The following is a 22806-nucleotide window of genomic DNA, read 5'->3' as shown; positions in this document are numbered from 1 at the left end:
GCAAGCCGGCTCGAGGGCCGGTTCACGGGGATTGAGAGAGGAACATCCATGAAGGGCTTGATGCAGGACTGGCCGCTGCGCGTGACGACCATTATCGATCATGCTGCGCGGTTCCATGGCGACCGGGAAGTCGTGACGCGCACCATCGAGGGGCCGATCGCACGGACCACCTATTCCGAAATTCACCTGCGCGCGCGCAAGGTCGCACAGGCGCTGCAAAAGCTCGGCGTCGAAAAGGGCGACGTGGTGGCGACCATGGCCTGGAACACTGCCCGCCATCTGGAAGCCTGGTACGGCATCATGGGCCTCGGCGCCGTCTGCCATACGCTGAACCCGCGCCTTTTTGCCGAACAGCTCATCTACATCATCAATCACGCCGAGGATAAGGTCATCTTCCTCGACCTCACCTTCGTGCCGATCCTGGAAGGCATCAAGGACGAGCTGCCCAAGGTGAAGGCCTATGTGGTGATGACGGACCGGGAGCATATGCCCGAGACGAGCCTGCCCAATGCGCTTTGCTACGAGGAGATTGTCGAGGCGGAGAACGGCGAGTTCAAATGGGCCGAAGGCGACGAAAACGATGCCTGCGGCCTCTGCTACACCTCCGGTACGACGGGCAACCCGAAGGGCGTTCTCTATTCGCACCGCTCCAACGTGCTGCATGCGCTGGCCGTGAATATGGGCGATGCGCTCGGCATGAAGTCGACGGATGCGATGCTGCCGGTGGTGCCGATGTTCCACGCCAATGCCTGGGGCATCTCCTTCGCCGCGCCGGCGGTGGGCGCAAAGCTGGTCATGCCCGGCGCCAACATGGACGGCGAAAGCATCTATGAACTGCTGAGCACCGAAAATGTGACGGCGACGGCGGCGGTGCCGACAGTCTGGCTGATGCTTCTCCAGCACCTGCAGAAGAACAAGCTCGAACTGCCGCATCTCGAACGCGTGGTGATCGGCGGTTCCGCCGCGCCGCGGTCGATGATCGAGGTGTTCGAGAAGGATTACGACGTACAGGTGTTCCACGCCTGGGGCATGACGGAAATGTCGCCCATGGGCACGCTGGGCAGCCTGAAGGCGGGCATGGAAGACTGGCCGCTCGACAAGCAGATCGATGTGAAGGTCAAGCAGGGCCGCGCCATCTACACGGTGGAAATGAAAATCACCGATGATGACGGCAATGAACTGCCCTGCGACGGCGAAGCGTTCGGCCATCTGATGGTGCGCGGACCGGCCATTGCCGGCGCCTATCTGAAGGGCGAGGGCGGCAACATTCTGGATGAGGGTGGCTGGTTCGATACCGGCGACGTCGCCACCATCGACGAGTCCGGTTACATGCAGATCACCGACCGGGCCAAGGACGTGATCAAGTCGGGCGGCGAATGGATTTCGTCGATCGAACTTGAAAACCTTGCCGTCGGCCATCCCAAGGTTGCCGAAGCCGCAGTCATCGGGATCGCACATCCCAAATGGGATGAGCGCCCGCTGCTTATCATCGTGAAAAACGAAGGCGAGGACGTCAGCAAGGAAGACATCCTCGACTACATGGAAGGCAAGATCGCCAAATGGTGGATGCCGGACGATGTGGCCTTCGTCGATGAAATTCCGCATACGGCAACCGGCAAGATCCAGAAGCTCGAACTTCGCAAGATGTTCAAGGATTATACGCTGCCCACCGCGCAGGCCGCCGAATAGAAAGGCGCGCCGGGCAGGGCAACGCCGGTCACATCGCAGGATAGCGCGGCGGACGGATCCGCCGCGTCTCCATCAGACGGAAAGGCATCGGGTATGGCGGCGCGTTCGGCAACGGCGGCCTGGGGACTTCGGTTAGGCGTTCTCGGGCTCGTTCTTCTGGCAGCGGGCGTGGCGGTAAGCCGCCTGGCCCCGGCTTCATTCCAGATTGCGCTGGGCGCCGTCGCACTCGGTGCGCTGGTGGGCGTTCTGGCGATACTGGTTTCGGCTGCCGGCCTGCTGGTGGCTCTCGTCTCCGGACGCAAGGGCGCGCGCAAGGCGATTATAGGCCTCGTGCTCGGGCTCGGCCTTGCCGCACCCGTTGCGCAAGCCGTGATCGTGGGGTCCCAGGTGCCGCGCATTCACGACATCACGACCGACCTTGCCAACCCGCCGCAATTCGTGGCGCTGGCAGGCAATCGCGGCGATTATGCCAACCCACTCGACCGGACATCGCCTGCCGATCTCGGGGCGTTGCAGGAAAAAGCCTATCCCGACATCCAGACGGTAGCGATCAACCTGGCCCCGGCCCGAGTGTTCGAGGCCGCACTGGCCACCGCCCGCGATATGGACTGGGAGATCGTGGAGACCGATCCCGAAGCCGGGCGCATCGAGGCAACGGCGACGACGCTTGTCATGCAGTTCCGCGACGATGTGTCGATCCGCATTACCCCGACGCCGGGGGGCGGCAGCGCGGTCGATATGCGCTCCGTCTCACGTGTGGGCGAGAGCGATCTTGGTGCCAATGCCAACCGCATTCGCACCTTCATGGTGGCGCTGAAGCAGAAGCTCGGCTTCCAGGAATAAGCGAATGCCGGCCGTCGTCAGGCGAGCGAATAGCTGCTCGACAGCTTCGGCTCGCCTTCGCAGGTGACGCGGCCGGTTTCCACCAGATGTTCCACATGCGCAAAGACCGAGCGCGCGGCGGCCGGGTGAAGGCGCTTGTCCACCGCCGCATACATGACCGGCACCATCTCTGCGATGGTGTGGCGTCCTGCTTCAAGCTGCTCGACGATCTGCTTCTCGCGATCCTCGCGATGGGCGATGAAGGCACGCACGAAGGGTTTGGGGTCGGTAATGGCGGGACCATGCGTCGGCCAGTAGACCTCGTCGTCGCGCTCCAGCAGCAGCTTCAATGAGTCCATATACTGCTTCATGTTACCGTCGGGCGGGCTGACGACGCTGGTGGACCAGCCCATGACGTGATCTCCTGAGAAGAGAACCTTTTCCTCCTGCAGGGCGAAGCACATATGGTTGGAGGTATGGCCGGGCGTATGCACGCATTCGACGGTCCAGCCGTCGCCCTCGATGATGTCGCCATGCGAGACGGTCACGTCGGGCACGAAATCCATATCGCCGTCTTCTTCCACCTTCACTTCCGCGCCGCCGCCGGATCCGTGCGGTCCGAACGCATAGGTTTCGGCCCCGGTGAGCTTTTTCAGCGGCGCCGCAGCGGGCGAATGATCCGTATGCGTATGGGTGATGAGGATATGGGTGACGGTCTCGCCTTCGAGCGCCTTCATCAGCGCATCGATATGCTCTTCAACCAGTGGCCCGGGATCGACCACCGCGACATTGCCCCGGCCGATGATATAGGAGCCTGTCCCCAGAAAGGTGAAGGCGGAGGGGTTGCGCGCGACGACGCGACGGATCAGCGGCGATAGCTCGTCGCATTCGCCATAGTCGAAGGTGATGTCGCGCACGAATGGTATCTGAACGGCCAAGATGTCCTCCCTTTTCACCGAACATGGCGCGAGCGCGGCCCCGGCGCAAGATGCATCTGCCTGCCGGATGTCAGTGCATGACCTCCGCCATTTCGCTTTCCTGTTCGGCCACCTCGTCGCCATCATGCGGCTTGGTGCGCAGGAAAACGAGCAAGGGGAGGGCAAGCAGCGTCATATACATCATCATCCGGAAGTCGTTCAGATAGGCGATCGTCGCCGCCTGCCGCGTCACCTCCCCATTGACCATGGCGAGGGATTCCGGCGTGGTGAGGCTCCAGAGCGGGTTCGTCGTATCCCGTATCGCCGGATTGAGCGGCGACACATGGGCTGCGAGTTCCGCATGGTTGTATTGCGTCATATAGGCGATGAAGGTTTCGGAAATCGAGATGCCGACACTGGACCCGACATTCCGCAAAAGGCTGAAGAAACTCGTGCCTTCCGTTCGCAGGTCCGGGGCCAGGGTGGCAAAGGTGATCGTCGTCAACGGTGCGAAGATGAAGCCGAGGCCGAAGCCCTGAACGATACCCGTTTCGATGATCGTCCACTGATTGACCTCGAGATTGAACTGAGCCATTTCCCACAGCGAGAGGCTTGCCAGGGAAAGCCCGAAGGCGATCATCAGCCGCATATCGACCTTGCTGGCGATACGCCCGGCAATAAGCATGGCGAGCATGGTGCCAGCGCCGCGCGGGGCGAGCACGAGACCGGCCAGCGTCACCGGGTATCCCATCAGCGTTTCGAGGAAGGGCGGCAGCAGCGCCATCGTCGCATAGAGGATCATGCCGACGATGAAAATGATGACGAGACCGATGGCAAGGTTCCGGTCCTTGAAGATGCGCAACTCCACGAACGGGTTTTTGACGGTCGCCGCGTGGTAGATGAAGAGATAGAACCCCACCACGGCAAAGGTCGCCTCCAGAACGATTTCCGTGGAGGAAAACCAGTCCTGATGATTGCCGCGGTCGAGCATGATCTGCATCGCGCCGATGCCGAGACTGAGAAAGGCGAATCCGAACCAGTCGAAGCGTCGTGTACGGTCGAGATTGGTGGTGGGAACGCTTGCCAGAATGCCGATCAGCGCGGCAATGCCGAAGGGGACATTGATGTAGAAGACCCAGCGCCAGTTATAGACGTCGGTCAGGTAGCCCCCCAGAGCGGGGCCGACAATGGGGCCGACCATGACGCCCACGCCCCACATCGCCATGGCGGAGGCGCGCTGTTCGAAAGGATAGATGTCGAGCAGGATCGACTGGGCAAGCGGGACGAAGGCGGCTCCCGAAAGCCCCTGCAGGACGCGAAACAGCACCATTTCCTCGAGCGACGTGGCGGCGCCGCACAGCATGGAGGATAGGGTGAAGCCGATCACCGCGCCTGCCAGCAGGTTCTTGCGGCCGAAGCGCCCGGCAAGCCAGCCGGTCGCGGGCGTGGCGATGGCGGCCGCCACGATATAGGAGGTCAGCACCCAGGCCGTCTGTTCCTGGGTGGAAGAAAAGGAGCCCTGCATATGGGGCAGCGCCACATTGGCAATCGTGGAGTCGAGCGTCTGCATGATCGTGGCGACCATGATCGAGCCCGTCACGACCTTGCGCTGCATCCCGTCCAATGCGAGAGGGGCGTCCTGCTCGCTCATAGATGCTGTCCGTTCGCTTTGCCGGAGGCGGTGTCGATCTCGACCTCGCAGCTCATGCCCGCACGGATCGGCGGGTCGTTCTTCTCATGCTCGATTTCGATGCGTACCGGGATGCGCTGCACGACTTTCACCCAGTTGCCGGTCGCATTCTGCGCGGGCAGGACCGAAAACTCCGATCCGGTGCCCTGTGCGATGGATGCGACATGGCCGTGCCATTCGCGGTTGGGATAGGTGTCGATGGTTACGGTGGCATCCTGTCCGGGACGGACGCCGGTGAGCTGCGTTTCCTTGAAATTCGCTTCGACCCAGACATCGGACGTGGAAATCAGCGAGACGACCGGCGCGCCTTGCGCAACGGCGTCGCCGACCTGCGGCTTCTTGCCGAGAATGCCGGCAAAAGGCGCGTGCACCGTGGTGCGTTCCAGATTGAGGGCCGCATTGTCGCGCGCGGCTTTGGCCGACTGATAGGCGGAATGTTCTTCGACCGGCGCATCGGGCGCACCGTCGAGGCTCGCGACGATCTCGCCCATGCTGGCGGCAAGCACCTTGGCCAGATGGCGCGCCGTGTCGAGATTGTGCCTGGCCTCGTCGAGCTTCTGCTGGCTGGCATAATCATGCCGCGCCAGTTTGAGCTGGCGGTCGAACTCGCGCTGGTAGTATTCCGCGCTGCTCTTGGCGAGGTCCATCTGCTCCAGCGTCATGCGATAGCGCGCCTGCTGGCCTTTCACCGTTGCGGCGGCCTGTTTGAGCTGCGAATCCGCCTCCTGAAGCGCGATGCGGTAGTCTTTCGGATCGATCTGGAAAAGCGGGTCGTCCTTTTCGACCTGCTGGTTCTCATGCACATAGACCTGCGTGATCTTGCCCGAAACTTCCGGGCTGACCGCCACCATGTCCGCCTTCACATAGGCATTGTCCGTGCTCACATAGCGGCCCGACAGAAAATAGATCGCCGCGCCGACAATGAGGACGAGGGCGGGCAGTCCGAGGAAGAGGGCCATGCGCATGCGGCGGGGGGCAATGGAACGCAACCAGCCTGGCCGGGTCTCGCCCGCGCCACTTGTACTATCCGACATTGTTTTTGCCTTTGGTGGTTCAGGATTCGTGACGCTGTCCAAGGGTCAGCGCGTCTTCATCCGGGGCCTGGGTACTCGGATGGCGCGGCGTTTCCTGGGCGAGATTGGCGCGGATACGGACAAGGGCGCTCATCAGTTGAGCGGCTTCCTCGTCGGTAAAGCCCCGGAAGGCGATCTGATAGACCTCTTCGGAGGTTTCCCACATCTGGTCGATGCTCGGCATCGCCTTTTCGGTGAGATAGAGCTTTTGGGCGCGGCGGTCGGTGGGATCCTGGCGGCGCTCGACCAGCTCCAGCTCCGCGAGCTTGTCCACGAGCCGTGCCACCGTGATCGGCTGCACTTCCAGAAGTTGCGAAAGACCGACCTGGTTGATCCCCTGATGCCGGGAGATATAGGCAAGCGCGCGCCACTGGGCCTGCGTCATGGAGCCCGGATTATGCCGGTCAGTGAAAATGCGCCGGATCAGGCTGGTGCATTCACTGAGCAGAAAACCAAGGCTGCGATGCGGATTGGGGCTGTCCATAGGTGAACTTTGCTATCTCTGTTATCGAGTGCAGGAGATATAATATATGTAGCTTATTATTGGCAGTAAAAAAATCGCGAGGCCGGTTTGAAGGGCCTCGCGACATGATCTGTGGACGAGCTGCGTTCAGGCTGCTCAGAAGTTGCTAAGTACCTGAACGACAATGGCAATCGCATAAAGCGACAGGATGGCATAGCCCGCGGCGATCACGGCCTGATCGACTTTGATGCCGGCCTTATCGCGGGCGATCCGCTTGCCGGAATCGAGCGCCTGCTGAGCCTTGACGGCGATGTCATGGCCCACAGAGCCCATCCGGGAAGCGGCCTGGTTGGCGATTTCTTGAGCGGTAGACATTCTGAACCTCTTGGATCGAACGGTTGGCGTAGCCTGTCCTGCAGGTTTCCGTCGGGTGGCCTCAGGGCGATTCGCCATTGGCCTTGTTCGATCCAAAGATATGTTGCAACGCACAAACTGACAAGATGTCAGCGCAAATATTTTTGCAATGCAACATGAGGCTGAATGTCGCAGAAATCGGCGCTAGATCTGCCGCCCGGCGGCCTCCCAATAAGGTTCGCGCAGCTTGCGCTTGAATATTTTTCCGGAATCCTCGCGCGGGAGCTCGGTTTTGAACTCCACGGTGCGCGGCACCTTGAAGCCCGCCACGCGCTCACGCAGGAAGGCCCGCACATCATCCTCGCCGATGTCGGCGCCCGTCCGGCGCTGAACGACGGCGCAAAGCGCTTCGCCGAATTCCTCGTTGGGAATGCCGAAGACGGCGCAGTCCTCCACCCCCGGCATTTTGTGAAGCTCGGCCTCGATCTCCGCGGGATAGATGTTCACGCCACCCGAAATCACCATGTCCTTGGCGCGGTCGCAGAGATAGAGAAAGCCGTCATCGTCCAGATAGCCGATATCGCCCAGCGCGATCAGGCCGCTCTTCTCCGAGCGGCGCCGCTTCTCATCGTCGCCGTGATAGGTGAAATCGGGAATGGTGTGCATGCGGCAGACGATTTCGCCGGTCGCGCCCTGCGATAGCTCCTTGCCGTCATCGTCCAGCACACGAATGTCGGCGCCATTGAATGCCTTGCCGACCGTACCGGGATGCGCGAGCCATTCTTCGGAGTCGCAAAAGACGACGGCGCCCGTTTCCGTCCCGCCGTAATATTCGTAGATCACCGGCCCCCACCATTCGATCATGGCCTGTTTGACATGGACGGGGCAGGGGGCGGCCGCATGCACCACGAAACGCAGCGAGGAAAGGTCGTATTTCGCTTTCACCTCGTCGGGCAGTTTCAGCAGGCGGACGAACATGGTCGGCACCATGTGGAGATGGGTGACGCGCTCGCGCTCGATCATCTGCAAAAGCTCTTCCGGGTCGAAGCGCGGTTGAAGGATGATGTTGGCGCCATAGCGCAGCGCGAAAAGCCCATAGGCGTTGGGCGCGGAGTGATACATCGGCCCGGTCACCACGGTCACCGACGCTTCGGGCGAGGCGACATTGGCATTGAACCCCATCACCTTGCCGACGATTTCCTGCCAGACGACAGCCTCCTCGGCGGTGGGCGGATTGCGCCGAACGCCCTTGGGATGGCCGGTCGTGCCCGATGTGTAGATCATCGAGCCGGGCGGCTCGTCCGGCGGCGCGGCGACGGGATCGAAGCCTTCAAGCCAGGCGCCCCATTCGGTCGTCCCCTCGGGAAGCGAACCTTGCGCCGGATCGAGACCGTAGGCGGCGCAGATTTCAGGCGGGGTCTCGACGACGAAGACCGGCACGTCCGCCGGCAGTGCGCTTTCGATACCGCGATAGAGATCGGCATGGATCACGATCGCCTTGGCGCCGGAGTTGGAAAAGATGTAGCGCGCTTCCTCCGGCGTGTAATGCCAGTTCACCGGCGTGTTGTACGCGCCGCAAAGCCCTGCCGCGACGGAGGCTTCGAAGAAGGGAAAGTCGTTTCTGAGATAGACGGCGACGACATCGCCCTTGCCGATGCCGAGGCTTTTGAAACCGCTTGCTGCGCGCGCGGCCCGTTCCTGAACGGACGCCACCTCCACGGCCCGTGAGCCGGATCTTAACTTCGTGCCCATCGTCTCCTCCCAAAGTTCGACGGTTATGTCTTTGGGAGGAGTGTAGCAGGCGGAAGAATGCCGAAAAGGGGGTGCCGCAGGGTCAGCTGTAGCGGGCTTCGCGCTTTTCTCCCTTATTGCCGGATTTCACCTCGCCCAGCGCCCATTCGATGTCCGCAAGATAGGTGTCGGCCACCTGCGCATGGAAAGGCGAGAGCATCAGGTGAAGGCCTTTCGGCTCCGTCGACACGGAGGTGAACCAGCCGCGCTCGAACATCTTGCCCCAGACGGCCATGGGATCGACCTCGTCATGGCCGAAGGCGACGATGCCGAGTTGCGGCGCGCCGAGGATATGAAAGCCGAGCTTTTTGACGCCCGCCTCGATTTTCTCGCGCGCATCGGTGACGAGCTTGTGCTTGGCGCGATAGCCCTCGACGCCGAGGAAATTCATCACCGCCCAGGCCGCCGAGATGGCGCCGCCGGGCCGGGTGCCGGCAAGGGTGGGCGTAACCATGCGGCCGCCCGGCCAGTTGTCGCAATCGAAGATCATGTAGGACCGCAGCTCGTCGGAGCGGAAAAGCACGGTCGAGGCGCCCTTGGCGCAATAGCCGTATTTGTGCAGATCGGCGGACATGGATTTGACGCCCGGCACTTCAAAGTCGAACGGAGGAATGTCGCCGCCATTCATCCGCACGAAAGGCGCGATATAGCCACCGACACAGGCATCGACATGCAGCCAGACATCCTTCTCCTCGGCAAGCTTGCCGAGCGCCTCGATCGGATCGATGAGGCCGTAGGGAAAACAGGGGGCCGACCCGACCAGCATGATCGTGTTGCCGTCGATGGCCTCGGCCATCGCCGCCACATCGGCCTTGAGGTCGTCGCCAACGGGCACACGGCGGATTTCCAGTTCCATCATCTTGGCCGCCTTGTCGAAGGCGGGATGCGCCGACCATGGCGCAACGATATTGCAGGTGCCCTTGATGCCCTTGACCTGCCGTCCGAAATCCCGCGCGGCCTTGACCGCCATGTTGATGCTGTCGGTGCCGCCCGACGTGATGTTGCCGGCAGCGCCCTCTGGGCCGTGCAGCAGGCCGAGGCCCATGGAGATGACCTCGTCCTCCATCTGCTTCAGGCTGGGAAAGGCGAGGGGGCCGAGGCCGTTCTCGGACATGTACATGGTGTAGGCCTCTTTCTGGACCTGCGACACGTCTTCACCGGCGTTGAACACATAGACTGCGGTCTTGCCCTCGCGCCATTTCACGTCGTTTTTGCCGCGTTCCAGCATTTCCTGGCTCAGCACGTCCCAGGCGGTTCCATGTTCGGGCATTCCCATGTCCCAGTTCCCCTCTGTCTTGGCTCTTGTTGCCGCCGATTATGAGGGGTGCCTGAAGGTGCGGCAAGAAAAGCGTGAATAGGATTCACATTCCTGCATGGCCATGGGGCGGCTTTTTCTCCGAAAGGCCACTTGTCCGCCTGCCTTTCGCCCCGATTGGCGGTCATCAAGGGCGGTATCCGCGCCGCAGAATGGGTATGCGCGACGGAAATCACATTTCAGGCCGTATCGGAAACGGTCGATCGAAAAGCTTCGGGGTATGGCGATGAAAGCGCTGCTCGGCAAGTCCACCATTTCCATCATGGCCGGTCTGTTTCTGTTGTTGGCCGCCGCAAGTGCCGCAAAGGCCGATACGCATGCACAGATCCGCCAGACCTGCCGGGCGGATATCGAGCAATATTGCCGGTCCGCCATCGGCGGCGGGAAAGAGAAGATGCGCAGCTGCATTCGCGAAAATGCTCCGCGTTTCTCCCGGCCTTGCCGCGATGCGCTGCGGGCCGCCTGGTCGGCGCGTGCCGCACAACAGGCAAGGGACACGGCGCAGGATGCCGAGTAATCCGCCCCATCGCGGCTTCATATCTCGCGCGCTATAGTTCCCCTCACAAGAATGACATGAGGGAGGAACGACGATGGCTACCTATGAGGACGTCCTCTATGAGGTTAGGGACGGTGTGGCGGTGGTCACGCTCAACCGGCCGGACAAGCTGAATGCCTGGACCGGCGCCATGGAGAAGAGCGTGAAGGCTGCCATGGCCGAAGCCAGCGCGGATAAGAAAGTCCGCGTGATCGTGCTGACCGGGGCCGGGCGCGGTTTTTGCGCCGGTGCCGATATGGATCTTCTCCAGAAGATCGAAGCGGCGGGCGGCGAAAAGCGCGAGCAATCCGACGGTAAAGACGCAGAGGCCGCGTTCAAGGCCGCCGTGGGCCCCGATCTCGAGGGCGCCTATGGCGGACGCTTCGGCTTTCTGATGGAGGTGCCCAAGCCCGTTATCGCCGCGATCAACGGGCCTGCCGCCGGGCTCGGTCTCGTGGTGGCGCTCTATGCCGATATGCGCTTTGCCGCGGCGGATGCGAAATTCACCACAGCCTTTGCGAGCCGTGGGCTCGTCGCCGAACATGGCGTTTCATGGCTGTTGCCGCATCTGGTGGGGCCTGCGCATGCGATGGACCTTCTGATGTCGGCGCGCAAATTCGACGGGCGCGAGGCCGAACGCATCGGTCTCGTCAATCGCAGCTTCGACGCCCAGCATTTCATGGACAATGTGATGGACTATGCCCGCACACTCGCGACGAGCGTGTCGCCGCGGTCCATGACGGTGATGAAGCGGCAGGTCTGGAAAGCGATGTTCCAGGATTTCAATACCGCGCTCGCCATCGGCGACGATGAAATGCAAAAGAGCTTCGCCAGCGAGGACTTCAAGGAAGGCGTTGCGCATTTCGTGGAAAAGCGCGCGGCGAATTTCACCGGCCGCTGAACCCCGGCCAGAAAGAAAAATGCCCGCCCCAACAAGGGGCGGGCATAGTCGCGTTTAGGACGACGTGCCGTCAGAAGGAAACGGTCACACCTGCCAGTGCTTCGATGCCCGGGGCCTGGAAGCCATTGGCAGGCTCGTATTTCTGATCGAGCAGATTGTTGACCCGCGCCGTCAGCGTCACATTGTCTGTGAGCTTCTGCGACCCGGAGATGTTGACGATGGTGTAGGGCGTCGGGTTTAGGTAGTAGCCGAAGCCGTCGCGCGGAATGTCGCGATAGGGATCGATCCACTGAATATCCGTCGCAAGCGATGTGCCTTCCATCGGCTGCCAATCCGCCGTGAGGCCGATCTGGTGACGCGGGCGACGCGAGAACGCCGCCTGAAAGCTATCCGTCTTCAAAAGCGTGTAGGTGTAGTCGATCCGGGCCGACACGTTTTGCATCACGTCGAAACTGACGAATGCCTCGATCCCCTTGGCGGTAAAGCCGGGATCGTTTTGCGTCGTGGTGCCTGCCGAATTAGTCACGATCGGATCGTCGATCTGGGTCTGGAACCATGTGACGCCGGTCACAAGGGCATGATCGAAGAAGCCTTGCTCGATGCCCGTTTCCCAGCCGCGGCTCTTCTCGGGCTTCAGATTGGGGTTGCCCCGGAATACGCCGAAGCTGTTCGTTGAGAAACCATGGAGCTGATAGAGCGATGGCGTTTTGAAGCCTGTGCCATAGCTCGCCGTGAAGCGTGTATCGCTATCGGGCAGATAGTAGGCAGGCGCGATAGTGAAGGAGAAATGGTTGTCGTAGTCCACCGGCATGTCGTAGCGCAGATTGAGGTTCAGGAAGAGCTGATCGGCAAAGTTCAGATGCTCGCCCGCATAGACCGCAAACTGATCTCTGTCCGCTTTGCTTTGTTCATTGATCCGGTAGGTGGGACCGAAATCGCGGAAACCATGGGCTTCGTACTTTTCGTGCCGGTAGGTGGTGCCAAAGGAAAGCGTGTTCCAGTCAAGCAGATCATAGCTGTTGTCGAATGCGGCGTTGAGCGTTTCCGACGTAAAGGTCACGTCGTTGGAATAGATGGAGCCGCCTGCATCGGGCTGATCCTTGTTCTGGCCCTGCTGATGTAGATAACCGCCGGTCAGCGTCGGACGCCATTTGCCGCCGAAGAATTTTCCCGAGAGCTTGCCCGATATGAGCAGTTTTTGCTGGTCATATGTGCTGTTCGGGTTGTCGTAGAAGGGTGTGAAGGAGGCGTTCGATCCGTCTTCATCCGTATCGACCGAGCTGTCGACGAACTGCGCGAAGATGGAGCCTTTCACATTTTCGCCGAAACGCTGGCCGATATTGCCTGAGATGGAGGTGGTCTCGTTGCCGTCCTTCTCCTCAGGCTGTGTGCCGCGTATGCGGGCAGGCGTGATGTCGGAGCCGTCGGTCCGTTCATGCGAGGCGGCAAAATAGTAGTTGGTCGAGCCGAAACCGCCGCTCACCGAGCCATTTGCATTCAGTGTGCCCAGCGTGCCGCCTTCGATGCTGGCGTGTGTGGACAATGCGCCTGTGCCGGATTTGGTGATGATGTTAATGACGCCGCCGATTGCCTGGCTGCCATAGACGCCGCTTTGCGGACCGCGCACCACTTCGATGCGCTCCACATCGCCAAGCGAGATATTGGAGATCGAAGCCGCGCCGCTGGGAGAAGACGGATCTTCTAGCGGTAGCCCGTTCATCATCACAAGCGTTTGGTTGGAATTTGATCCCCGCATGAAAATGGACGTCTGGGCGCCATGCGGACCGCTCTGCACCACATTGAGGCCCGGCACGGTTTTCAGCGCATCGGTGAGGCGGAGATATTGATGCTCCTCGATGTCTTTCGCGGTGATGATCGTGTAGCTCGAGGTGACTTCCTTGGTGGGAAGCGGTTCGAGATTGCCGGTAATCAGGATGCCGTCGGAAATCCTGTCCGTTTCGGCATGAGCGCTGGCGGCAAAGGCAGTCGTGGCACTGGCGGCGACGGCAAGAAAGGCGATAGATCGCCGGTCGAATTTCAACATGGGTGGACCCCCCGTAACATGATCGCGGCAGACCCCGGCCGCAGGAACCGGTGGAGAGCGCGTATTTACGGGAAGCGAGAGAGAGCCGCTTGTCGGAAAACGCGGCAGGCGGCAGGCTGTCGGGAAAGGGGCCCGGCGACGCGCATCGACCTGACGCGTCACCATAAGCGGAAATCACCGCCCCGTTGGCACACCCCGGCCACCGGCAGATGACGCGCTTTCTGGCAGGTCTCCTGGCTTACGGGTCGTCGGCGGCGTTTCGCCTTCCCGGCCGATCCTGAAAAAGGACCAATGGCCAGTGGCATGTCATGAAACGCAGCCTCACCGATCACAGTTGCGGGGGCAGCCTGGGAATTGACGTGCATCGGCACGCCGCACCCTGTTCCCTCTTGCCTCTTCCTTCCGCCTTTCGGCTTGCGTGAAGAACCATGAAAGCGAGCGGCACTATAGGGGCGTGGTTTTAGGTGTCAAATGAGGGAGAGGCCGTGGCGATCCACACAAGCCCCCGCCACATGCCGCCATTATGGGCTTCCTCATAATCGAGTGAGGGGACGCGGATGAGGCCGAGCCGTTCCATCACCGCCTGCGACCGGAGATTGTCGGGCGCGGTATAGGCCAATACCTTTGTCAGGCCGCAACGCGCAAAGCCGTCCGCAAGCGCGGCCGACGCGGCTTCCGTTGCATATCCGTGCCCCCATGCTTCGCGTTGCAAGCGCCAGCCGATCTCGGTGTGCGGACCGAGAGGATGTCCCGGGCGCGAGGGCATGATGCCCGCATAACCGAGAAAATTGCCCGCAAAGGTTTCAATCGCCCAGCGGGTGAAGCCATGTGTCTCGTAGGCCATGACATAGCGATCGAACTTTTCATCGCTCGAACGCCTGTCGATAGGGCCGCCAAGATCATGCATGACCTCTGGATGAGCGTTAAGGGCGGCGAACGCGTCCCGATCCGGTTCGCGCCACTGCCGAAGTCTCGTCCGGGCTGTCTCGATCAGCATGACGGTACACGCTCATTTTGGGCCGACGGCTACGCCTTGGCGCTGGGCCGGGCCGAAACCGCTGCGTGCCAGCGCTTGAGGTCTTCATGCTCGGGCTTCGGCTCATGCTTCACCCATTTCGCGAAATCGACGCAGACGAGCGCTGTGATGTCGGCGAGGGAGAAATTGTCGACGGCGATATAATCCCGGCCTTTCAGGCGCTCGTTCAGGACGTTGAAGAAACGGGTGAGGCGTACAGACCCGCGCTCTGCGAGTTCGGGAATCTGTGCAAGATTGACGGGGCCGGGCAGGGCGCGGTCCGCCATGCCCTTGGAGGTGTTGCGCAGAACCTCGGCGATGGGCATCAAGCCTTCGAATTCGATCCGCGCATTCCAGCCCATCACCAGACCTTTTTCCTCCGGGGTGGTGCCCAGAAGCGCCGGCTCCGGCTTCACCGCTTCCGCCCAGGCCGCGATACCGAGATTTTCCGTGAGGATGGTACCGCTTTCGAGCTTCAGCGCCGGGACGGTGCAGGCGGGATTGATCTTCTTGTACGCGTCGGAAAGCTGCTCGCCCTTGGCAAGGTCCACCTGCACGTTTTCATGCTCGATGCCCTTTTCGGCGAGCAGGATACGCGCGCGGCGCGGGCTCGGCGCGGCTGTGAAGTCGTAAAGGACGGGTTTCATGCTTTTCTCCCTGAAGGCCGCTTGTCTGCGCGGATTGCCATGGGCGACATGATCCACATCCCGGCTGGCGATGCAAAGACACATCTGCGCGAGGGAGCAGGCAATTTGCGGGCAAGGGAAGGGGAAAACAGAGAATGGTCGGAGTGAGAGGATTCGAACCTCCGACCCCCTCGTCCCGAACGAGGTGCGCTACCAGGCTGCGCTACACTCCGACGTTCTCTGGAGGCGGGTTTATATCGCCTGTACGCGTACGCCGCAAGGCCGGATTCCGTGCTTTTCCGGGGCTCGTCGCAAGCGCCGCCGCTTGCGCGAGCAAAGCCATGGGGCTATGTTCCGGCCCTCTTTTTGGGGCGTAGCCAAGCGGTAAGGCAACGGGTTTTGATCCCGTCATGCGCAGGTTCGAATCCTGCCGCCCCAGCCAATCCGGTTCCGTGCCGGGTCAGTTCCGGATCCGCATCGGGCCGCTCCGGCTAAATCATCCCAATCCGTCATGAAAATCAGCCGTCGCCGGGCTCCCTCGGCCGCGGTTTTCTGTATATGACGCAATGCTTTGAGAGCTGCCTGTTTCTGCGTTGCAGCTAAGTGAGTTCATCCGCTCAAGATGCTATTGCAAATGACTCGCAGTAACGATACAAGGTCCGCAGTTACGAAGTCGGGGCTTTAGCCCGTTTTCTGGATCCCGGGATCCAGGCGGATTGTGCAGGGGCGGATGAGTAAGACAGAAGGAGCAGGGCCGGTGGATCGGCAAGAGCGGACGGCAACGCCCGTCATCCGTTCGGAAACCCTGCTTTCGACGCGCAAGGAAGCTGTGATCGAGCATCGTGGCGAGCACTACCTCTTGCGTGAAACCTCGAAGGGCAAATTGATCCTGACCAAGTAGAAGACCGGGCGCCGCCTGTACTCCGGACGGCGCTTCATCAATCGACAGTATCTCGTCCGAGCCAGCCACTGCCGGTCGCGCCTGCCGCGACAGATGTGCTCAGCCAGCCAGGACCTTTCCACCAGTGAAGGGGGCATCCATGTCTGGCAGCAGTCCGGCAGAATTTTTGAAGAAGCTTGCAACAAGTACCGCGCTTTGCAGCGTCGCGGCGATGGGGCTCGCCGCGCCGGCGATGGCGGAAGACGCCATCACCGCGCCGATCACCGTGACGGCGACGGGCAGCGGCATCACCGCCTATGAATATCCGGGCATGGTGACGGTCATCGACAAGGACGAGATCGACCTCAAACAGGCCTCCACACCGGACGATATTCTGCGCGACGTGCCGGGCGTGATGTTCACCGGCGGCCCGCGCCGCACCGGCGAAGTGCCGTCCATTCGCGGTTTTTCGGGCCCCGATGTGGTGATCCTGATCGACGGCGTGCGCCAGAACTTCAGTTCCGGTCATGATGGCCGCTTCTTCATCGACCCCTCCGTGGTGAACAGCGCCGAAGTGCTGCGCGGTCCGTCGTCGTCGCTCTATGGCAGCGGCGGCATGGGCGGCGTGATCGAATTCCGTACCATCGACCCGCTCAAGGCGCTCGCCGCGGGCGAAACGCAGACCTCGTTCGGTCTGGGCGGCCAGACGGCCAACCGGGAATATCACGCCACGGCAACCGCCATGTCGCGTCCCCTGGACGGTCTGGGCATCGTGGGCAGCCTGACGAAGCGTGAATCCGGTTCGATCGAACTCGGCAGCGGCTCGGAACTCGAATCGGATGACGATATCCTGTCCGGCTTCCTCAAGGGCTCCTACGACGCCGGCGGCGGACACAAGTTCACAGCAAGCTTCCTGCGCTTCGACAATGATGCCATCGAGCCGAATAACGGGCAGGCCAACGGCAACGATTATGCCGACAAAAACCTTGTCTCGGAAACCTACCGCCTGGGGTACGACTTCAATCCGGCCAGTGCCTGGGTGGACCTGAAATCGATTGCCTACTATCAGAGCTTCAAGGCCGACGAACTGCGCCTCGACAATAATGGCGTGGGGCCCGCGGGCGAGCTGCTGAAGCGTGACGTGGATACCTATGGTTTCCGAGTCGACAACCGCAGCCGCTTTTCTCTCACCGAGGATATCTTCACGACACTGACAATCGGTGCCGAGGGATACCACGACGAGCAGGAAGGAGCTGCGGGAGGCGGCGTACGCGGCGGCGTGCCCGATGCGGAAGACAGCTTCATCGGCGGTTTCGCACAGGCGGAAATCAACTGGACCAGGCCTTTCGGCTTCCTGCCGGGTGACCTCTATGTCGTTCCGGGTCTCCGCTACGACAGGTTCGAAAGTGAATCCTCTCAGGCCGGTGTAGACAATCAGGACAGCGCCTGGTCGCCACGCATCGGCGGGAGCTATATGCCAGTCGAATGGCTGAACCTGTTCGGCAGCTATTCGGAAGCTTTCCGGGCGCCGACGATGGATGAACTCTACAGCACCGGCGTGCACTTCACGTTTGCACCGGGCGACCTCGGGCCGGGAACGGCCGGTCATACCAACCGCTTTACGCCGAACCCCAATCTGAAAGCCCAGAAGACCGATACGTTTGAATTCGGCGCAGGTGTGACCTTCGACGATTTGTTGGAGGAAAATGATCGATTGGAGATCAAGGCGTCTCGCTACTACACGGACGGCGAAAACTTCATCGATCTGCAGGTGAACCAGCCGGCACCTTACGCGGCTTGCAGCCCCTTCGTACCGGGTGCGTGCGACGGCACCACGACCAGCGTCAATATTGCCGATGCCGAGCTTGATGGCGTCGAAGCCGAGGCACACTACGAGAATGATCGTATTCGGGTGAAAGTCGGCTTCTCCAACGTCGATGGCAAGAACAAGGCGACGGGTGAAAAGCTGGGTGTGCTGACCCCCGCCATGGGCACGCTCGACGCGGCGATCAAGCTGCCCGAAACCCATTCGATCATCGGGTGGCGCGTGATCGCGGCCGATGAATTCGACAAGGTCAACAGCGTCGCGGACGAACGGGACGGATATGTCGTGCACGGCGTTTATTTCGCCTGGACGGCCAGCGAAGGCCCCCTGAGCGGCCTTCGGCTCGACCTTGGCATCGACAATATTTTCGACAAGGCATATGCGCGTGCTTACGCGTCCTCATACGAAACGGGCCGCAATTTCAAGGGCGGTATCCGATACACCGTGAACTGGTAAGGAGAAAAGCGATGTCTATGAGCGTTGCAGGTGAAGAAGGCGCGACGAGCCCGGCGGAGATTGCCCGGCGGCTCGCGGCGCTGAAGGACACATCGCCGAACATGCGGGCGCGCGATGCGGCCCGGGAACTGGGTGTGTCGGAGGCGGAGCTTTTGGCCGCCCGACTGGGAGATGGCGTGACCCGCCTCGACCTTCGTCCGAAACAGCTGGTGGAAGATCTTGCTGGCGTCGGCGATGTGATGTGCCTCACCCGCAACGAACATTGCGTGCATGAGCGCAAGGGCACCTTTGAAGGCATTCACCTGTCGGAGAAGGGAGGCGTGGTGCTCGGCCCCGATATCGACCTGCGGATATTCTTCGCGCATTGGCATGTCGCTTTTGCCGTGAGCGAAGAGGTCCGCTCGGGGCTCCGTCACTCGATCCAGATTTTCGACACGGATGGAACCGCCACGCACAAGGTCTATGCGGTGGAGGCAACCGATATGGACGCCTTCAACGGGCTGATCGAGAAATACAGCGCGGAAGAGCAGTCGCCCGATCTGGCGTTGCGTCCGGCCGAACCGAAAGCGGCGGATCTTCCCGATGAGGAAATCGACCGTGACGGATTGCTGGAACGCTGGGGCGCGCTGAAGGACACGCATGACTTCTTCCCCATGCTGAAGGCGGTGAAGAGCGGTCGACTTCAGGCGCTGAGGCTGGCGGAAGGCACATGGACAGAACGCACCTCGCTCGATGCCTTCAAGACGGGACTGGAAAAGGCCGCGGCGGCGAAGCTGCCGATCATGGTCTTCGTGCCCAATCCCGGCGTGATCCAGATCCATACCGGCCCGGTGGAAAGCCTGAAGGAGATGGGTCCCTGGTTCAACGTCCTCGACCCGCGTTTCAACCTGCATCTGAGGATGGATGCGATTGCGGAAAGCTGGGTCGTAACCAAGCCCACCGAGGATGGCCCCGTAACGGCGCTCGAAATCTTCGATGCCGACGGCAGTCAGATCGCCTGGATGTTCGGCGAACGCAAACCCGGCCAGCCGGAACTCGAAGAGTGGCGCAAACTCGCCCTTTCGCTCTGCGGCAATGCTGCGAGGGTCTCATGAGGGCGGTGGGCAATCGGGGCGAACTGCGCTTTGAAATGAAGCGGTTCGTCCCGGCGCTTCTTCTCGCGATGCTGGCAAGTCTCTGGGCTGCGCAATCGGCCCGGGGAGAAGAGCCTCAACGGATCGTATCGCTCGGCGGTGCGGTGACTGAGACCGTCGCGGCGCTGGGCGCGGCGGACCGGCTGATTGCCGTGGACCTGACAAGCAAACCGCTGCCCGCGGGTGCGGATCTGCCCAGCGTCGGCTACTACAGGCAGCTTTCCGCCGAGCCGGTGATCGCGCTCGGGCCGGATCTCATCCTGGCGGCGGAAGGCGCGGGGCCCGACACGGCGCTTGAACAGATCAGCGCGACCGGCGTGAGGGTGGTGCATGTGCCTGAATCGCATTCGGCCGCGGGCGTGGTCGAAAAAGTGCGCGTGATTTCGGAGGCGCTGGGCCGCAAGGAACAGGGTGCGGAACTGATCGCGAAAATTCAGGCGGGCTTCGACGAACTCGATGCTGCGCTGGCTGGCATCGAGCGCCCGCGCGTGATGCTTCTGCTTTCCGCAGGCCGGGGCGCTCCCTTGGCGGCCGGGCGTGATACGGCGGGCGACGCCATCGTGAAGATGGCGGGCGGCGAGAATGTTATGACGCAGTATGGCGGATACAAGCCTGTGTCGCCGGAAGCCATAGTCGGCGCCGCGCCCGATTTCATCGTCCTGCCGAGCCATGTGGCGGAGGCAATGGGCGGTGCGAAGGCACTGGCCAAACTGACGGGCTTTGCCGATACGCCGGCCGTGCGGAACGGGCATGTGCTGACGATGGATTCCCTTTTGCTGCTGGGGTTCGGCCCGCGTACGCCCGAAGCGGCGGCAATGCTTGCCGCGCTGCTTCACCCGGACCGGGACATTCCGCAACCGGCATCTTCGATGGAGCACTGAGCCATGGCCCTCGCCGCGACCGCGCATATCGGTGACTGGCTGGAAGGACGCAGGCGTCGTCAGCGCCTCGCGCTCGTCGTCAGCGCCTTGTTGCTGGTTGTGGCTTTTCTCGCCGCTGCGGGACAGGGCGCCATGGCACTCGGGCCGCTCAAGATCGTCTCGATCCTGCTGCATGCCGTGGGGCTGCCGGGGATTGTCGATGTAACGCCTGTAGAGGCCAATGTGTTCCTCTCCATCCGCCTGCCGCGCGCCTGCCTTGCCGTATTGAGCGGGTCTGCATTGGCGGTGTCGGGGGCCGCGCTTCAGGGGCTCTTCCGCAATCCGCTGGCCGATCCCGGTCTCATCGGCGTTTCCAGCGGGGCGGCGATCGGCGTGATCGGCGTCATCCTGTTCGCGTCGGCGCTGGGCGCGGTATTGCCGCATTTTCTTATGGCCTGGCTCGTGCCGCTGGCCGCCTTCTCAGGCGCGGCGGTAACGGTCCTGCTCGTTTACCGGATCGGGGCCATCGGTGGACGGATCAACGTGGTGACGATGTTGCTCGCAGGCATCGCCATCAATGCGATGGCGGGTGCGGCCATCGGGCTTTCCGTCTTTGTCGCCAGCGACGAGCAGCTGCGCGACCTCAATTTCTGGATGCTGGGAAGTCTTGCCTCCGCGACATGGGAAGCGGTTTTGTTCGCCGCGCCATGTGTCCTCCTGCCGGCGTTTGCTTTCATCGCGCTTGCAAGGGGGCTCAATGCCTTGCTGCTGGGCGAAGCGGAGGCAAGACACCTGGGCTTCGATGTGGAGCGCGCCAAACGGCTGGTCCTGGTCTGCGCCGCGCTTGCCACGGGCGGCACGGTTGCGTTTACCGGTATCATCGCGTTTGTGGGGCTGGTGGTGCCGCATATGATCCGGCTCGCTCTGGGCCCCGACCATCGTCAGCTTTTGCCGCTGGCGGCCATGGGCGGCGCATCGCTTCTGCTTGTCGCCGATCTGGCCGCGCGGCTCATCGTGCTGCCGGCGGAGCTGCCTATCGGTGTCATCACCAGCGCCGTCGGCGGACCTTTCTTCATCTGGCTCCTTGTGCGTCAGCAGGGCCGGGGAGGTTTGTAATGCTGGAAGCGCGCGACCTGACGGTGATACGGGGCGGCAAGACCATTCTGGACGATGTGTCGCTCGAAATGCGCCCGGGCGAATTTCTGGCCGTGATCGGGCCGAATGGCGCAGGCAAGACGACGCTGATTTCGGCGCTTGCAGGTACGCTGTCGCCCGACGCGGGGGAGGTTTATCTCGACAATGTGCCGCTTGCCGCGCATGACGCGGCTGCGCTGGCCCGCCGCCGTGCCGTGCTGCCGCAGCAATCGGAGCTGAGCTTCGGGTTCGATGTCATGGATGTCGTGCTGATGGGACGAAGCCCCCATATCGGCAGAACCGAAGAAGAGGAAGATGTCCGTATCGCGCAGGCCGCGCTCGATGCGGCAGGCGTCGCACATCTGTGCGAACGGCAATATACGACACTGTCGGGCGGCGAACGCCAGCGCGTACAACTGGCGCGCGTGCTGGCACAGATATGGCCCTCACGCGCCAACGAGCGGACCCGCTACCTGCTGCTCGATGAGCCGACAAACAATCTCGACCTCACCCATCAATACCATATCCTTGCCCGCGCCAGAGCGTTGAACGGGGACGGCGCGTCGGTCTTTGCCATTCTGCACGAGCCGAATCTCGCCGCCTTCCATGCCGATCGCGTCGCCATTCTCGACAGGGGGCGTATCGTTGCGGAGGGAACGCCGCGCGAGGTGCTGACCGAAGAACGGCTCAGCGCACTTTACGGAATCGATCTGCGCGTGCTCGAGCATCCCGCGCGGGGCTGCCCGCAAATCTTCGTGGCCTGAGCGGTCAGGGATTGTAGGCGCGTAATTCGATGACGGCGGCGCGATAGGCCTCGCCTTCCTGCACCACGGTCTTGCCCGTCATCCGTTCTCCTTTGGCGCCATATTTTTGGAACACGATGGCCGGTTGCTCGCGTTCGGGCAGCATGGTCTGAAAATGGATGTCGGTTTCGATCTCACCGGTCGGCCAGCCATGGATGTTCACCTGCGCGGAAAACCGGCCGTTCTTCACGAGCATATAGCTTCTCTTGCGGATACGCGGTTTCTCGACCGAATAGGTCGCGAAGATCAGCCATGCCCCGTCCGGGGCCGATGTCTCGCCGGTAATGGTGAGGTCGTCGCCGTCAATGGCGCTGTAGCCGTTCAACGTGACGGGAACGCCGGGCGTTTCCGCGTCCGCGACAGAGGCGAGTATCGCAAGTCCTGCGATCAGTAGCGCCGCGGCATAGCCTGTCATTCTTTTCATGCGCCGATCCTTCCTCTTGTCATCGAGGTTAGCAGCATGGCGCGTCGGAAGGAATG

At 61.8% G+C, this 22806-nt stretch carries 21 protein-coding genes, 2 tRNA genes and 1 riboswitch; of the genes, 11 read left to right on the top strand and 12 right to left on the bottom strand.

The window, feature by feature from the left end; genetic code table 11:
- Nucleotides 1–48 precede the first annotated feature (48 nt).
- Complete coding sequence (locus ACSSVQ_RS05200; protein WP_454181216.1) at nt 49–1689, top strand: 3-(methylthio)propionyl-CoA ligase; 1641 nt, start codon at nt 49–51, stop codon at nt 1687–1689.
- Nucleotides 1690–1782: 93 nt separating this feature from the next.
- Entirely contained in the window at nt 1783–2532 is a 750-nt protein-coding gene (locus ACSSVQ_RS05195) for a DUF1499 domain-containing protein (RefSeq protein ID WP_454181214.1), read from the top strand.
- Nucleotides 2533–2549: 17 nt separating this feature from the next.
- On the opposite strand, the gene ACSSVQ_RS05190 is transcribed toward ACSSVQ_RS05195, so the two are convergent.
- The 7 genes from ACSSVQ_RS05190 to ACSSVQ_RS05160 form a co-directional block, all read right to left on the bottom strand.
- A complete protein-coding gene (locus tag ACSSVQ_RS05190) occupies nt 2550–3449 on the bottom strand; it encodes an MBL fold metallo-hydrolase (protein ID WP_454181212.1) in 900 nt (299 codons plus the stop codon).
- 70 nt (nt 3450–3519) lie between these two features.
- Nucleotides 3520–5079 (bottom strand): DHA2 family efflux MFS transporter permease subunit, encoded by a 1560-nt coding sequence (locus ACSSVQ_RS05185; protein ID WP_454181210.1) that lies wholly within the window; start codon nt 5077–5079, stop codon nt 3520–3522.
- A complete protein-coding gene (locus ACSSVQ_RS05180) occupies nt 5076–6152 on the bottom strand; it encodes an HlyD family secretion protein (RefSeq protein ID WP_454181208.1) in 1077 nt (358 codons plus the stop codon). The genes ACSSVQ_RS05185 and ACSSVQ_RS05180 overlap by 4 nt, the downstream gene beginning before the upstream one ends.
- Before the next feature lie 19 nt (nt 6153–6171).
- A complete protein-coding gene (locus ACSSVQ_RS05175; protein ID WP_454181206.1) occupies nt 6172–6675 on the bottom strand; it encodes a MarR family winged helix-turn-helix transcriptional regulator in 504 nt (167 codons plus the stop codon).
- A gap of 135 nt (nt 6676–6810) precedes the next feature.
- Nucleotides 6811–7029: a hypothetical protein gene (locus tag ACSSVQ_RS05170; RefSeq protein WP_454181204.1), complete on the bottom strand. Its 219-nt coding sequence runs from the start codon at nt 7027–7029 to the stop codon at nt 6811–6813.
- Between the two features lie 183 nt (nt 7030–7212).
- Nucleotides 7213–8760 carry an acyl-CoA synthetase gene (locus tag ACSSVQ_RS05165; protein ID WP_454181202.1) on the bottom strand — a complete coding sequence of 516 codons (1548 nt, stop codon included), beginning with the start codon at nt 8758–8760 and terminating at the stop codon, nt 7213–7215.
- Between the two features lie 82 nt (nt 8761–8842).
- Entirely contained in the window at nt 8843–10069 is a 1227-nt protein-coding gene (locus tag ACSSVQ_RS05160) for a pyridoxal phosphate-dependent decarboxylase family protein (protein ID WP_454181200.1), read from the bottom strand.
- Between the two features lie 265 nt (nt 10070–10334).
- On the opposite strand from ACSSVQ_RS05160, the gene ACSSVQ_RS05155 reads away from it, so the two are divergent.
- Nucleotides 10335–10631: a hypothetical protein gene (locus tag ACSSVQ_RS05155; protein WP_293326287.1), complete on the top strand. Its 297-nt coding sequence runs from the start codon at nt 10335–10337 to the stop codon at nt 10629–10631.
- 73 nt (nt 10632–10704) lie between these two features.
- Nucleotides 10705–11550 carry an enoyl-CoA hydratase gene (locus ACSSVQ_RS05150; RefSeq protein WP_293326289.1) on the top strand — a complete coding sequence of 282 codons (846 nt, stop codon included), beginning with the start codon at nt 10705–10707 and terminating at the stop codon, nt 11548–11550.
- 70 nt (nt 11551–11620) lie between these two features.
- On the opposite strand, the gene ACSSVQ_RS05145 is transcribed toward ACSSVQ_RS05150, so the two are convergent.
- The 4 genes from ACSSVQ_RS05145 to ACSSVQ_RS05130 form a co-directional block, all read right to left on the bottom strand.
- Nucleotides 11621–13594 (bottom strand): TonB-dependent receptor plug domain-containing protein, encoded by a 1974-nt coding sequence (locus ACSSVQ_RS05145; protein WP_454181197.1) that lies wholly within the window; start codon nt 13592–13594, stop codon nt 11621–11623.
- Nucleotides 13595–13800: 206 nt separating this feature from the next.
- A riboswitch (cobalamin riboswitch) is annotated at nt 13801–14041 on the bottom strand.
- 13 nt (nt 14042–14054) lie between these two features.
- Nucleotides 14055–14591, bottom strand: a complete 537-nt coding sequence (locus ACSSVQ_RS05140; protein WP_454181195.1) for a GNAT family N-acetyltransferase — start codon at nt 14589–14591, stop codon at nt 14055–14057.
- 29 nt (nt 14592–14620) lie between these two features.
- Nucleotides 14621–15256 (bottom strand): glutathione S-transferase family protein, encoded by a 636-nt coding sequence (locus ACSSVQ_RS05135; RefSeq protein WP_454181193.1) that lies wholly within the window; start codon nt 15254–15256, stop codon nt 14621–14623.
- A 135-nt stretch (nt 15257–15391) separates the two neighbouring features.
- A tRNA-Pro gene (locus tag ACSSVQ_RS05130) sits at nt 15392–15468 on the bottom strand.
- Between the two features lie 134 nt (nt 15469–15602).
- On the opposite strand from ACSSVQ_RS05130, the gene ACSSVQ_RS05125 reads away from it, so the two are divergent.
- The 7 genes from ACSSVQ_RS05125 to ACSSVQ_RS05095 all read left to right on the top strand — a co-directional run bounded on the left by ACSSVQ_RS05125 (nt 15603) and on the right by ACSSVQ_RS05095 (nt 22287).
- Nucleotides 15603–15677 (top strand) — tRNA-Gln (locus ACSSVQ_RS05125).
- Nucleotides 15678–15965: 288 nt separating this feature from the next.
- Nucleotides 15966–16136 (top strand): hemin uptake protein HemP, encoded by a 171-nt coding sequence (gene hemP, locus ACSSVQ_RS05120; protein ID WP_293326300.1) that lies wholly within the window; start codon nt 15966–15968, stop codon nt 16134–16136.
- A 139-nt stretch (nt 16137–16275) separates the two neighbouring features.
- Nucleotides 16276–18396, top strand: a complete 2121-nt coding sequence (locus ACSSVQ_RS05115) for a TonB-dependent receptor domain-containing protein (protein ID WP_454181191.1) — start codon at nt 16276–16278, stop codon at nt 18394–18396.
- A 17-nt stretch (nt 18397–18413) separates the two neighbouring features.
- Nucleotides 18414–19490, top strand: a complete 1077-nt coding sequence (locus ACSSVQ_RS05110) for a hemin-degrading factor (protein WP_454181189.1) — start codon at nt 18414–18416, stop codon at nt 19488–19490.
- Complete coding sequence (locus ACSSVQ_RS05105; protein WP_454181187.1) at nt 19487–20410, top strand: heme/hemin ABC transporter substrate-binding protein; 924 nt, start codon at nt 19487–19489, stop codon at nt 20408–20410. The genes ACSSVQ_RS05110 and ACSSVQ_RS05105 overlap by 4 nt, the downstream gene beginning before the upstream one ends.
- Nucleotides 20411–20413: 3 nt before the next feature.
- Entirely contained in the window at nt 20414–21505 is a 1092-nt protein-coding gene (locus ACSSVQ_RS05100) for a FecCD family ABC transporter permease (protein WP_454181185.1), read from the top strand.
- The gene (locus ACSSVQ_RS05095) at nt 21505–22287 is read left to right on the top strand and encodes a heme ABC transporter ATP-binding protein (RefSeq protein WP_454181183.1); all 783 of its coding nucleotides are present in this window, start codon (nt 21505–21507) and stop codon (nt 22285–22287) included. Before ACSSVQ_RS05100 ends, ACSSVQ_RS05095 begins: the two co-directional genes overlap by 1 nt.
- 4 nt (nt 22288–22291) lie before the next feature.
- Here ACSSVQ_RS05095 and ACSSVQ_RS05090 read toward each other — a convergent pair whose 3' ends face one another.
- Nucleotides 22292–22750 (bottom strand): hypothetical protein, encoded by a 459-nt coding sequence (locus ACSSVQ_RS05090; RefSeq protein WP_454181181.1) that lies wholly within the window; start codon nt 22748–22750, stop codon nt 22292–22294.
- Between the last annotated feature and the right edge of the window lie 56 nt (nt 22751–22806).

The sequence above is a fragment of the Parvibaculum sp. MBR-TMA-1.3b-4.2 genome (assembly GCF_053628815.1).
Note: the sequence above shows the minus strand (reverse complement) of the source record. Positions and strands in the feature narration are given on the sequence as shown.

Coding starts and splice junctions, on each gene's coding strand:
- ACSSVQ_RS05180 (WP_454181208.1), bottom strand. CDS start 6,152: ATGTCGGATAGTACAAGTGGCGCGGGCGAGACCCGGCCAGGCTGGTTG.
- ACSSVQ_RS05090 (WP_454181181.1), bottom strand. CDS start 22,750: ATGAAAAGAATGACAGGCTATGCCGCGGCGCTACTGATCGCAGGACTT.
- ACSSVQ_RS05170 (WP_454181204.1), bottom strand. CDS start 7,029: ATGTCTACCGCTCAAGAAATCGCCAACCAGGCCGCTTCCCGGATGGGC.
- ACSSVQ_RS05135 (WP_454181193.1), bottom strand. CDS start 15,256: ATGAAACCCGTCCTTTACGACTTCACAGCCGCGCCGAGCCCGCGCCGC.
- ACSSVQ_RS05185 (WP_454181210.1), bottom strand. CDS start 5,079: ATGAGCGAGCAGGACGCCCCTCTCGCATTGGACGGGATGCAGCGCAAG.
- ACSSVQ_RS05110 (WP_454181189.1), top strand. CDS start 18,414: ATGAGCGTTGCAGGTGAAGAAGGCGCGACGAGCCCGGCGGAGATTGCC.
- hemP (WP_293326300.1), top strand. CDS start 15,966: ATGAGTAAGACAGAAGGAGCAGGGCCGGTGGATCGGCAAGAGCGGACG.
- ACSSVQ_RS05155 (WP_293326287.1), top strand. CDS start 10,335: ATGGCGATGAAAGCGCTGCTCGGCAAGTCCACCATTTCCATCATGGCC.
- ACSSVQ_RS05140 (WP_454181195.1), bottom strand. CDS start 14,591: ATGCTGATCGAGACAGCCCGGACGAGACTTCGGCAGTGGCGCGAACCG.
- ACSSVQ_RS05200 (WP_454181216.1), top strand. CDS start 49: ATGAAGGGCTTGATGCAGGACTGGCCGCTGCGCGTGACGACCATTATC.
- ACSSVQ_RS05095 (WP_454181183.1), top strand. CDS start 21,505: ATGCTGGAAGCGCGCGACCTGACGGTGATACGGGGCGGCAAGACCATT.
- ACSSVQ_RS05115 (WP_454181191.1), top strand. CDS start 16,276: ATGTCTGGCAGCAGTCCGGCAGAATTTTTGAAGAAGCTTGCAACAAGT.
- ACSSVQ_RS05165 (WP_454181202.1), bottom strand. CDS start 8,760: ATGGGCACGAAGTTAAGATCCGGCTCACGGGCCGTGGAGGTGGCGTCC.
- ACSSVQ_RS05100 (WP_454181185.1), top strand. CDS start 20,414: ATGGCCCTCGCCGCGACCGCGCATATCGGTGACTGGCTGGAAGGACGC.
- ACSSVQ_RS05150 (WP_293326289.1), top strand. CDS start 10,705: ATGGCTACCTATGAGGACGTCCTCTATGAGGTTAGGGACGGTGTGGCG.
- ACSSVQ_RS05195 (WP_454181214.1), top strand. CDS start 1,783: ATGGCGGCGCGTTCGGCAACGGCGGCCTGGGGACTTCGGTTAGGCGTT.
- ACSSVQ_RS05105 (WP_454181187.1), top strand. CDS start 19,487: ATGAGGGCGGTGGGCAATCGGGGCGAACTGCGCTTTGAAATGAAGCGG.
- ACSSVQ_RS05145 (WP_454181197.1), bottom strand. CDS start 13,594: ATGTTGAAATTCGACCGGCGATCTATCGCCTTTCTTGCCGTCGCCGCC.
- ACSSVQ_RS05175 (WP_454181206.1), bottom strand. CDS start 6,675: ATGGACAGCCCCAATCCGCATCGCAGCCTTGGTTTTCTGCTCAGTGAA.
- ACSSVQ_RS05160 (WP_454181200.1), bottom strand. CDS start 10,069: ATGCCCGAACATGGAACCGCCTGGGACGTGCTGAGCCAGGAAATGCTG.